10 protein-coding genes are annotated in these 11,903 nt (G+C 40.1%); 4 read left to right on the plus strand and 6 right to left on the minus strand.

What is annotated here, in order from left to right; genetic code table 11:
• Positions 1-105: 105 nt before the first annotated feature.
• Positions 106-318, minus strand: a complete 213-nt coding sequence (locus tag ACSFVZ_RS19545) for a hypothetical protein (protein WP_135923398.1) — start codon at positions 316-318, stop codon at positions 106-108.
• A gap of 72 nt (positions 319-390) precedes the next feature.
• On the opposite strand from ACSFVZ_RS19545, the gene ACSFVZ_RS19550 reads away from it, so the two are divergent.
• Complete coding sequence (locus tag ACSFVZ_RS19550) at positions 391-681, plus strand: hypothetical protein (protein ID WP_054561134.1); 291 nt, start codon at positions 391-393, stop codon at positions 679-681.
• Positions 682-843: 162 nt separating this feature from the next.
• Here the strand turns inward: ACSFVZ_RS19550 and ACSFVZ_RS19555 are convergent, their stop codons facing one another.
• Together ACSFVZ_RS19555 and ACSFVZ_RS19560 are read right to left on the minus strand one after the other, a co-directional pair.
• Positions 844-1,359, minus strand: a complete 516-nt coding sequence (locus ACSFVZ_RS19555) for a DUF3016 domain-containing protein (protein ID WP_435559456.1) — start codon at positions 1,357-1,359, stop codon at positions 844-846.
• A 292-nt stretch (positions 1,360-1,651) separates the two neighbouring features.
• On the minus strand, positions 1,652-2,155 hold the full coding sequence (locus ACSFVZ_RS19560; protein ID WP_135923396.1) for a DUF3016 domain-containing protein: 504 nt from the start codon (positions 2,153-2,155) through the stop codon (positions 1,652-1,654).
• A 229-nt stretch (positions 2,156-2,384) separates the two neighbouring features.
• Between ACSFVZ_RS19560 and galE the strand changes: the two genes are divergently transcribed.
• Positions 2,385-3,398: a UDP-glucose 4-epimerase GalE gene (gene galE / locus ACSFVZ_RS19565; RefSeq protein WP_435559457.1), complete on the plus strand. Its 1,014-nt coding sequence runs from the start codon at positions 2,385-2,387 to the stop codon at positions 3,396-3,398.
• A gap of 663 nt (positions 3,399-4,061) precedes the next feature.
• Here the strand turns inward: galE and mutT are convergent.
• The 3 genes from mutT to ACSFVZ_RS19580 form a co-directional block, all read right to left on the minus strand.
• Positions 4,062-4,463, minus strand: coding sequence for an 8-oxo-dGTP diphosphatase MutT (mutT, locus tag ACSFVZ_RS19570; RefSeq protein WP_135923394.1), 402 nt, complete (start codon positions 4,461-4,463; stop codon positions 4,062-4,064).
• 62 nt (positions 4,464-4,525) lie between these two features.
• Positions 4,526-7,234: a preprotein translocase subunit SecA gene (secA, locus tag ACSFVZ_RS19575; RefSeq protein WP_135923393.1), complete on the minus strand. Its 2,709-nt coding sequence runs from the start codon at positions 7,232-7,234 to the stop codon at positions 4,526-4,528.
• 1,328 nt (positions 7,235-8,562) lie between these two features.
• The gene (locus ACSFVZ_RS19580) at positions 8,563-9,036 is read right to left on the minus strand and encodes a DUF721 domain-containing protein (protein ID WP_135923392.1); all 474 of its coding nucleotides are present in this window, start codon (positions 9,034-9,036) and stop codon (positions 8,563-8,565) included.
• A 768-nt stretch (positions 9,037-9,804) separates the two neighbouring features.
• Between ACSFVZ_RS19580 and ACSFVZ_RS19585 the strand changes: the two genes are divergently transcribed.
• Both ACSFVZ_RS19585 and ACSFVZ_RS19590 read left to right on the plus strand, forming a co-directional pair.
• On the plus strand, positions 9,805-10,719 hold the full coding sequence (locus ACSFVZ_RS19585; protein ID WP_435559458.1) for an NTP transferase domain-containing protein: 915 nt from the start codon (positions 9,805-9,807) through the stop codon (positions 10,717-10,719).
• 13 nt (positions 10,720-10,732) lie between these two features.
• Positions 10,733-11,812: a phosphotransferase enzyme family protein gene (locus ACSFVZ_RS19590; protein WP_135926225.1), complete on the plus strand. Its 1,080-nt coding sequence runs from the start codon at positions 10,733-10,735 to the stop codon at positions 11,810-11,812.
• Positions 11,813-11,903: the final 91 nt, after the last annotated feature.

The following is an 11,903-nucleotide window of genomic DNA, read 5'->3' on the forward strand; positions in this document are numbered from 1 at the left end:
TTATGGGGAACAACCACACTGCATAGGCTCTGCCTTGCCTAAATACCAAACACACTGCTGCAAAATTAATCATAAAGGGTCAACACGCCCTATCTAGTTTAACAACTAAACGTATACGTTTACGTTGTTACCTAGTGTCGCAGTTACCGACTTAGCAGGTGTTTGTGCTGCTGCACTCGATGTGGCTGCACCTTCGATTAGCGCTAGAGCTGCTGCACCTTCTGCTTTTTGCTGTTTTTTAGCAAGCGATGCGCTGTAAACTTCGGCGCTTTCACCACCGCCACTCATCGCTGGTAAGCTTGATCCTGATATATTCATAGTTCATTACCTGACTTTTTATGACAATCCACGTACTATATCGGCATTGCAGTCTAAAGCTTTAGGAAAAAAATGGATTCAATTATAGAACAGCTAAATGCTAACCTAAAAATCGTTTACCGTCAGGCACTTGATGCCGATAAAAAATTAGATGACTTACAGCAGCAAGGGCACGGCAAATTCACAGCCTTATTTGCAAAAGATGCTGGCTTTGATTTTGAAGCTAAACGCTTTAAACCTTACGTTCTCGATGTTGCTGCTGATGTAGAAAGCTTAAGCAACGACGGTATGGACGAAGAAAAACTGAAAAAAACCGTTATTAAACTGCAACAGCTATTACAACTGTTAGCGACGTTTAAGTAAACTAACGGAAAAGTGAAAGTGGCTCTTTAGCCATAAGTTTAACAATGAGTATATTCATAGTTAAAACTCATATAGTTAATTTTGGCAGCGCTTTTATATCTTGTTAATTATGCACACAAAAGCAAAAACACTCGATATAAAGTTGCTGCCATAAAAGCGTATTTATTCAGCTGAGTCAATTGACGGAAGCAGTTTATCCTCAAACCACTCGGCTATCAGTTTATTATCGTAATAGTATGAATCTTTGTAACGCATTACGATACCATCTAGATAGCTCATATCTTTAAGTTTCAAGTTGCTATCTTGGCTAACAATTTTTCCATCATTACTCTTAACTGTATAATTTAAGGTAATTTTAGGTGAGTATGTAGATGACATTACGCGAGGTTCGGTACTATTGCCATTGCCATTACCTAACAGTACTTCACCAGCAAGATCTAAATCTGTTACCTCAACAGAAAAAACATAACCATCGGGTAATTTACTTGCTAACTTTCTAAACGTTTTTTCGTGGTTACGCTTAACGCTGTTATAGTAATTTTCTTTTTTCCAGTTACTCCCTGGGCGCACATCACTGTATTCATCAAAATTTTGCCATTTTACTTCGGCTTCACCAGAGTAGGCAAAAGCAGGTAAAAGTAAACTAGTTACAAGTAAAGCTTTATTGATCTTAATCATTCCATTTCTCCATTAGGTTTCATACTATTACATAATCAACATTTATAAAATGTATAGTGTGAACACCACGTAAAAATCATGTAATAGAATAATAATATGGTTCAAAATGTAACCAAGATCAAGACTAAGAATACTTTTAGTACTTTAGGTATTGAACGTTAAACGAATAAGCTAAAAGAAAAACTTATATACGGATATTCTCAATAAAATGAAATTTATAAATTGTAGCAGCAGTTAAATATGTATTTAGTTGTACTATTTACTTACTGCTACAGCCACATAGTGACTAAGTTTATTCATCAAGATTTAACGACGGTAATAGCTCATCTTCGAACCAATCAGTAATTAAACGTTTATCGTAATAATAAGCCTCGTCACGACCCATCTTCATACGATCCATGAATCCCATATCTTTGAGTTTTACATCGTTTGCTTCGCTCACGACCTTACCGTTTTTATCGGTAATTGAATAATTTAGGTCGATACGCGGAAAGTAAATTGGTTTGATAATACGTAGCTCATTCATGGTACCAAAACGCACATCACCAGCTAGATCGAGCTCTGTCACCTCAACATTAAAGGTATAACCTTCGGGTAGCTTTTCAGCTAGTTTGTTAAAGTGTTTTTCAAAATTATTTGCCACATTTTTATGAAATGCGCCTTTTGGTGAGTTATTCCCTGGGCGTACATCACGATAATCATTAAAGTCATGCCATTTAACTTTTGCTTCGCCTGCATGAGCAAAAGCCGGGAGCGTAACCATAAGCGCTAACGCAACTTTTTTTACTATATTCATCATATTCTCCAGTTAACAGGTTTAGCTAGTGCTTAAAAATTTAGCAGCTGACGATTAACTATAGCTTAATATGTAATCAGCTAGGTGTAACCAATATGGTATAAAGTGTAATCAAAAACAACTACCTCACCTTGCCATACAGAATGATAATCACATTTTATTCATGTAATTTAACGCGAAATATGATGAAATAAGCCTAATTTAATCAGGTATAGTTTATGGAAATCTTATGACCATTTTAGTCACCGGCGGAGCCGGATATATCGGTTCACATACCGTTTTAGAATTATTACAACATGGTAATGATGTTGTTGTACTTGATAATTTAAGCAATTCATCAAATGAGTCATTGGCTCGTGTTAAAAAAATTACGGGTAAAGATGTCACGTTTTACCAAGGTGACATTTTAGATAGAGCCTGTTTAGATAAAATCTTTAGTGAGCACTCAATCGACAGCGTTATCCACTTTGCAGGTTTAAAAGCAGTGGGCGAATCGGTTATTAAACCTATTGAGTATTACCAAAACAACGTACAAGGCACGTTAACGCTGGTTGATGCAATGCGCGACGCTGGTGTATTCAAATTAGTATTTAGCTCATCAGCAACGGTTTATGGCGACCCAGCAAGCTTACCAATTCGAGAAGACTTCCCTGTTGGTGGCACAACAAACCCATACGGTACATCTAAACTCATGGTTGAGATGATGCTACAAGATATTGCTAAATCGGATGAACGCTTTGCCTTTGTAATTTTACGTTACTTTAATCCTGTTGGTGCGCACGAGTCGGGTCTAATCGGTGAAGACCCTAATGGCATTCCTAACAACTTACTGCCGTATATTTCTCAGGTGGCAGTTGGCAAATTAGAAAAACTAGGTGTGTTTGGTGATGACTACGATACGATAGATGGCACGGGCGTGCGTGATTACATTCATGTAGTTGATTTAGCGCTTGGTCACTTAAAAGCGCTGAACCGCATTGCTAGTGATACAGGCGCACACGTATTTAACCTTGGCACAGGCAATGGTTATTCGGTATTACAAATGGTTAATGCCTTTGAAAAAGCCAGCGGTCAAGCTGTTCCTTACCAAATATCGCCGCGCAGAGCGGGTGATATAGCTGCATGTTACGCTGCTCCAGAAAAGGCGCTAAAGGAGCTTGGCTGGCAAGCTGAGCGCGGCATTGACGAGATGATGCAAGATACGTGGCGCTGGCAAAGTAAAAACCCTAACGGTTATAAGTAAGCACTAGCCTTGGTGTTAGACAAATGGCTGCTCTCTGTGTCCTCTTTGGTTAGAAAAAGATCTTTAATTCACAAAGAGGACAAGAGGTGCTGCACTTTAGAGAAAACAAAAAACATAATTATCACTTCCTCATTCACTTCTCTTTGTGCAAATTTTTTAAAAACATATTGAACCACAGAGAACACCGAGGCGCTTCGCGCTACATAGAGAAACCAATATTTACTAAGAGATTATGATCTCTTCCTCTGTGCTCTCTGTGTCTTCTGTGGTTAGAAAAAAGATCTTTAATTCACAAAGAGGACAAGAGGCGCTGCGCTTTAGAGGAAAACAAAAAGCATAATTATCACTTCCTCATTCTCTTCTCATTCACTTCTCTTTGTGTAAAAAATATTGAACCACAGAGAACACCGAGGCGCTTCGCGCTACACAGAGAAACCACTATCAACAAAGAGATTTTGGTCTCTTCCTCTGTGCTCTCTGTGTCTTCTGTGGTTAGAAAAAGATCTTTAATTCACAAAGAGGGCAAGAGGCGCTGCGCTTTAGAGGAAACAAAAAACATAATTATCACTTCCTCATTCTCTTCTCATTCACTTCTCTTTGTGAAAATATTTTCGGCACTAAAGTACCTCCTACACGCATCTCCCACCAACAACACCGTTCAGCTTACAGCTCAAACTTCTGCTTTATCTTTTCGATAATCTCAACATTCGCAGCTGGAAAGCTGTAATCATCAAGCTCGCTCAGTGCAACCCACTTACCTTGTTGGCCTTCTGCACCATGGGCAGTGCCTGTGAAATCATCAACAATGTGCACATCTAAGCGCACGCATTTATCGCCGTAGTCATGCTCGATAACCATTAGCTCTTCACTGCCGTTTACGGTTAGGTTTACTTCTTCTAACAGCTCACGCTGAAGTGCTGCAAACACACTTTCGCCCTGCTCTACTTTACCGCCAGGGAATTCCCACAAGCCGCCTTGGTGTTTGTCGTCTGGGCGCTTACAAATAAATAACTGCTGATCTTTATAAATAACGCCAACAGCAACATGCACTACTTTTTTTGTCATTTGTTATTCCTTAATCATAAAAAAAGCGACGCAAGCGTCGCTTTTTTATCAGCGTATTATGGTTACTTTAATTTACCGCAACACTGTTTAAATTTATTACCTGAACCACATGGGCAAGGCTCGTTACGGCCTACTTTAGGCTCTGCACGATGAGTTACTGTAGCACCTTCTGGTGTTTCGCCACCAATGTGCTCAGCTTCTTCGTGTTGGTATTCACGTGGTGCATTTTCGCTACGACGATGTTGTTCTTCAACTTTCTCAACATCTTCTTCTGCGCGAACTTGCACTTTACTTAAAATACCAACAACGTCGATTTTTAAGTTCTCAAGCATTTCAGAGAACAGCTCAAACGACTCACGCTTGTACTCTTGCTTTGGATTCTTCTGTGCGTAACCACGTAAGTGGATACCTTGACGAAGGTGGTCCATCGCTGCCAAGTGATCTTTCCAGTGTTGGTCTAGGCTTTGTAGCATAATCGCTTTTTCGAATTGACGAAGTACAGACTCACCTACCATCTCTTCTTTTTGCTTGTATGCTTGCTCAACCGCTTCTTCGATACGCTCACGAAGTTTTTCTTCGTATAGTTTGCTATCGTCAGCTAACCATTGTGAAATTGGCAGCTCAATTAAGAAGTCTAGTTTTAAGCGCTCTTCAAGACCTGGAATATCCCACATTTCAGCTAAGCTTTGCGGTGCAATATATTGGTCAATCGTACTGTTAAGAACGTCGCTACGAATTGCAGTGATAGTTTCTGAAATATCGCCTTCTTCAAGTAGCTCGTTACGCTGTGAGTAAACAACACGACGTTGGTCGTTTGCTACATCATCGTACTCAAGTAGTTGCTTACGAACGTCGAAGTTGCGTGCTTCAACTTTACGTTGTGCATTTTCGATTGCGCGGTTAACCCAAGGGTGCTCAATCGCTTCGCCACGTTGCATACCAAGTTTACGCATCATGTTAGTCATGCGCTCACCAGCGAAGATACGCATTAGCGCGTCGTCCATTGATAAATAGAAACGGCTTGAACCCGCATCACCTTGACGACCTGAACGACCACGTAACTGGTTATCGATACGACGAGACTCGTGACGCTCAGTACCAATGATGTGTAGACCACCCGCTTCGATTACTGCATCGTGACGTTTTTGCCACTCATCTTTAATCGCTTTGATTTGTTCATCAGTCGGGTTTTCTAGCTTTTCAACTTCGCTGTGCCAGTTACCACCTAACACGATATCGGTACCACGACCGGCCATGTTAGTTGCAATGGTTACTGTGCCAGGTAAACCTGCATCAGCTACAATGTCTGCTTCTTGCGCGTGGAACTTAGCATTAAGTACGTTGTGCTTAATTTTTTCTTTACGTAAGAACTGCGATAAGTACTCAGAACTTTCGATAGAAATCGTACCCACAAGTACCGGTTGACCACGTTCTTGACAATCTTTGATATCAGCAAGAATTGCTTCGTACTTCTCTTCTTGTGTTAAGTACACAAGGTCAGCACGATCGTCACGGATCATCGGTTTGTTAGTTGGCATTACTACTGTGTCTAGACCATAGATAGACTGGAACTCAAACGCTTCGGTGTCTGCTGTACCTGTCATACCCGCTAATGTGTCGTATAAACGGAAGTAATTTTGGAATGTGATTGATGCCAATGTTTGGTTTTCGTTTTGAATGCGCACACCTTCTTTTGCTTCAACAGCTTGGTGTAAACCTTCTGACCAACGACGACCTTCCATTGTACGGCCTGTATGCTCATCAACGATGATAACTTCGTTTTCTTTAACAACGTAATCAACGTCTTTTTGATACAGCTTGTGAGCTCGTAGCGCCGCATACACATGACTTAATAATGTGATGCTAGAAGCTGAGTAAAGTGAATCACCTTCTTCGATTAAGCCACGCTCAATTAATAGTTCTTCAACTTTGATTTGGCCACGTTCAGTTAAGTGAACTTGCTTAGATTTTTCGTCGATAGTGAAGTCGCCGTCACCTTCAACGCCTTCTTCATCTTCTTTTTCTTGTAGCTCAAGTTCTGGCACAATTTTGTTGATTTCGATGTAAAGCTCAGAGCTGTCTTCTGCAGGACCTGAGATAATAAGCGGCGTACGCGCTTCATCTATTAGGATTGAATCCACCTCATCCACTACTGCGTAGTAAAGTGGGCGTTGCACACGTTCTTCAATGCTAAATGCCATGTTATCGCGAAGATAATCAAAGCCAAATTCGTTATTCGTACCGTAAGTAATGTCGGCAGCATAAGCGATTTTCTTTTGCTGTGGCATCATGCCCGGTACGTTACAGCCTACTGTTAGGCCTAAGAATTCAAATAATGGACGGTTAGTTTCGGCGTCACGTTTTGCAAGGTAGTCATTCACTGTAATAACGTGAACACCTTTACCTGTTAAACCACGAAGGTATGCAGGTAATGTTGCAGTAAGTGTTTTACCTTCACCGGTACGCATCTCTGCGATACGACCTTGATGTAACACCATACCACCTAGTAGCTGTACGTCGAAGTGACGCATGCCATTTACACGCTTAGATGCTTCACGTACCACAGCAAATGCTTCTGGTAAGATATCATCTAGGCTTTGTCCGTTATCGTAACGCTCTCTAAATTCAGCTGTTTTTGCTTTTAAATCTTCATCAGAAAGCGCTTCTAATTGCTTTTCAAGCGCATTAATTAGAGCGACCGTCTTTCTTAGGTTTTTAATAGTGCGGTCATTGCGACTACCAAAAATCTTGGTAAATAAATTAGATATCATGATAAAACCGTTACAATATATTCTTTGTTAGCTAGTCATTAGCTAACCCACTTTCTTCAATTGATAATTAATATGCGCTTATGCTCATGATGTAGGGCATATTAATTAACAATTTATCAGTACGCTGTTCAAAACACCGCTTATTTCGTGCGCTATCATACCAGAGTCTGCGCAACATCAAACCTTCTGTGTGTGAAGATATGGAATTTCGGCAAGAAAATTTAAAAATCAGCCATAATCTTTGATCTAACCCCATAAAAAAGGTGAAAACAAGACCACTGAGTAGATATGGCGACAATTGAAATAAAATCAAGATCAGGGATGAAAAAAGGAGCTCGATTGTAGGCGCGATTTTATATCGCGAAACCTGCAAAAGTGAAAAATAATATTCACAAAGAGGATAAGAGGCGCTGCGCTTGAGAGAAAACAAAAAACATAATTATCACTTCCTCACTCACTTCTCATTCACTTCTCTTTGTGCAAATCATGTAAAAAATATTTGAACCACAGAGTACACCGAGGCGCTTCGCGCTACACAGAGAAACCACTATCAACAAAGAGATTATGGTCTCGCTTTCTCTTTCTCTGTGCTCTCTGTGACCTCTGTGGTTAGAAAAAAGATCTTTAACTTACAAAGAGGGTATGAGGCGCTTCGCTTTAGAGGAAAACAAATTAAGTAAGTTATTGGTTTACCTCATTCTCTTCTCATTCACTTCTCTTTGTGCAAATTTTTTAAAAACATATTGAACCACAGAGAATATAGAGACGCTTCGCGCTACACAGAGAAAATAAATATCACAAAGAGATTATGGGCACTCCGCGCTTCAGTGAATAACGATTTACAATCTACTATTCTCTTCCTCTGTGCTCTCTATGTCCTCTGTGGTTAGAAAAAAGATCTTTAGCTCACAAAGAGGATAAAAACCGCTGCACTTTGAAGTAAAAATTAAGTAACTTCTTGGTTTACCTCATTCTCTTCTCATTCACTTCTCTTTGTGCAAATCATGTAAAAACAATATTTGAACTACAGAGAACATAGAGGCGCTTCGCGCTACACAGAGAAAATAAATATTACAAAGAGAATATGAGGCGCTACGCTTTAGAGGAAAACAAATTAAGTAAGTTATTGGTTTACCTCATTCTCTTCTCATTCACTTCTCTTTGTGAGAAAGATATGACGCTCGAAATAAATTTCACGCCTACATCAAACGTAGGCGTCACGCTTGCTTGGCGCGCCTATCATACAACGCGAATCATGCACATCAACACATAACCAACAGGCAATGCTGGGCAACTCAAAACTGACGGCTGAAAGCTGATGGCTTTACTTATTTTTTCCGCCCGTGTTGGGCTAAGCGCTCTAATTTTTCTTTTAACGATGGAGGGGCGTCAGCAGCAATAGCTGTTAAATAGTCCGCCGTTTGCTCACTCATATGGCGCTTTGATTGCGGTTTTTTTTCAGCTTCTTTTGATGTAGATAAGCGCTGAGTAGCTTGTGGGTTGGCGGTAATTTTAATTTGTCCAAGCTCTACCATGCCAGCGGCACGAAAATGCGAGAGCATATCCATTTTTAAATAATTTAAACGCAGTGCAATCGGTGCAGAAACCGCTTCAATCATCAAAGTACCATCGCGGTAATTACTTACCCGGCATTTTTTGGAAAGCGTTTCACCTAAAAACTCGTCTAAAATCGTTTGTTGACTCGACAGGCCTTGGGTTTTACCAGCATAAGACGCTAAACGACCACTCAAGCCCGCCATAATATCGCCAAGAGCCTTTGGCGCATATCTATCTTTTGCCATTAAATCTTCTACCTAAAGGGGTTAATCACCACATAGGGAATATACCACCTACGTAAATATGAAGCTATTAGGTTTAAGGCACAAGGTGCAAGATGCGATTTTGTTAATGTAAGTCGTCATTTATGGCGACAAGATATTACGTACGTTTTATCAATGACATGCTAAAGCACGACCTACAAGAAAGCGCGAAATAAATTTCACGCCTACATCAAAGACATCTAATCGCACAAAGAGGATAAGAGCCGCAGCGCTTGAGAGAAAACAGAAAACGTAATTATCACTTCCTCATTCTCTTCTAATTCACTTCTCTTTGTGTAAATTTTTTAAAAACATATTGAACCACAGAGAACACCGAGGCGCTTCGCGCTACACAGAGAAGCCACTATCAACAAAGAGATTGTGGTCTCGCTTTCTCTTCCTCTGTGCTCTCTATGTCCTCTGTGGTTAGGAAAAAGATCTTTAGCTCACAAAGAGGGTAAGAGGCGCTGCGCTTTGAAGTAAAAATTAAGTAAGTTCTTGGTTTACCTCTTTCTTTTCTCATTGTGCAAATCGTATAAAAACATATTGAACCACAGATCTTATTGTGCAAACATTTTCTGCACTAAAGTACCTCCTACATGCATCCCACACCAACAATACCGTTCCGTTTAAAGTTTCTTGAATTCCTCAATCGTTTAAAATAATTCTTTGCGATTGCTAGCTCGCAATAATATTTTTCTTTTGGGGTTTCTGGTACTCTTTTCCTTTATTTTTTAACTTATTCACACAATGACACAACACTCTCTTACTTTAATCGTATTAGCCGGTGGGCTTGGTAGTCGTTTTGGCGGAAACAAACAAATAGCAGAGATCCCAGGGTTGGGCTGCACCATAATGGAATTAAGCATTCGTGATGCAATAAAAGCGGGTGTAAGCCAAGCTGTTATCATCATAAATAAAAAAATCCGCGCCGAACTTGAAGCAACCATACTGCCTCGCTTACCTAAATCACTTGAGGTTGTGCTTGTTGAACAAGAAATTAGTATGGTACCTGAGCAGTACAGCCATTTAGCGAAAGATCGTATTAAGCCTTGGGGAACTGGGCATGCTCTGTTATGTGCAAAGCCCTATGTAAAGAACCCCGCTATTGTCATCACTGCTGATGATTATTATGGGGCATCCTCTTTTGAAATAATGGCTAAACACTTTAAAAATAATAACGATTGGGCCATGGTTGGTTTTCCAATCAAAAACACACTTTCTGAACAAGGTGGTGTAAATCGTGGTGTTTGTGAAGTGAATGAGCAGCAACAACTTACTAATGTGATTGAGTATTTAAATATAAAACTTGAAGATAAGACCTTGTATGGTGACAACCCTCAGGGTAAGCGCGAAGTAATTTCGACCGAAGCTCTAGGCTCCATGAGTTTTTGGGGAGTAACGCCAAACATATTCAACGAGTTAGAAATAGGCTTTGCGCAATTCCTAGAACATAATGACAACGGTGTCACAAAAGAGTATTATTTACCTGATCAAATCCAAACTGCTGTTAAAAACAATCAACAATCTGTCATGGTCTATCAAGCGCAATCAGCCTGGTATGGCGTCACTTACAGAGAAGAGCTAGAAAAGGTTTCGAAAAAGCTTTATGAATTACATCATGGACGAACAACCAGCAACCACAGCTGTTCAAACGCATTTTAAAAGTGAACTTTCTATGAAGTCTAACCCTGTCGCAGAACACTTATCAGAGTGTTTTGGCCTAAATAAAGTGGATATTAGCCTAAAACCGATTGGCAATGGCCATATAAATACCACCATGCTATTAAAAGCAGATGATCAAGCACTTGTGGTTCAAAAGTTAAATACAACCGTTTTTCCGAATCCTGAACAACTTGTTGAAAATGCTCGCTTAATTGAACAGCATTTAACTGTAAAGCACGACAATGGTGAATATAACCTCGACATTATTCGTCATGTGCCCACCATTCAAAATGACTTTTTAGTTGAGTGTGATCAAGGCGTGTGGCGCGCACTCGAATTTATTGGCGGCAGCTACAGTGAAGATGTGGTAGCAACCATATCGCAAGCACAAACTGCAGCCAATGCATTTGGACAATTTGCTTTAGCCTTACAAGATTTTCAGGCTGATCAGTTGCATCATGTGATCCCTGATTTTCATAATTTAGCAATGCGTTTTGACGCGTTCAAAAACGTGTTAGCAAAAGATCCAGCAAGCAGAGTAGCGCTATGCCAAGACGATATTGACTTTTGTTTAGCACAACAAGGTTTAGTAACTGAACTTAAAGAGCTTGAGGGTAAGATCCCACTTAGACCTTGCCATAATGACACTAAAATCAACAACATGCTGTTTTGCACACAATCTGACGATGCTAAAGCAGTGATTGACCTAGACACCTGTATGCCGGGTTATTGGTTATTTGATTTTGGCGATATGGTGCGCACCTTCTGCTCACCTGAGCAAGAAGATTCTACTAATTTGAGCAATGTTCGTGTTCGTGAAGAGATATTTGCAGCGATTGTAAAAGGTTATGTTGAGCCTTTAAAAGATGTGATCACCGATACTGAAAAAGAAAGCTTTTGGTTAGGCACAAAGGTCATGACCTTTATGATCGGCCTGCGCTTTTTAACAGACTTTATTGATGGCGATAATTACTTTGCTACCAAGCATGCAAACCATAACCTAGAGCGTGCCCGTAATCAGTTTGCTCTTTATCGTGATATTCTTGAAAAAGAACATACTTTAAAAGCGATTTTAGAGATAAATAAAGGTTAGAGTTGCTAGTTGCTAGTTGCTAGTACTTCATCACACAAGTTCTGACTAGTTGAGGGCACCATAAGCCCTCTCAAGTTTTTCACGAGCTGAT

This window comes from Pseudoalteromonas nanhaiensis, assembly GCF_051235485.1.
Lineage (GTDB): Bacteria > Pseudomonadota > Gammaproteobacteria > Enterobacterales > Alteromonadaceae > Pseudoalteromonas > Pseudoalteromonas lipolytica_C.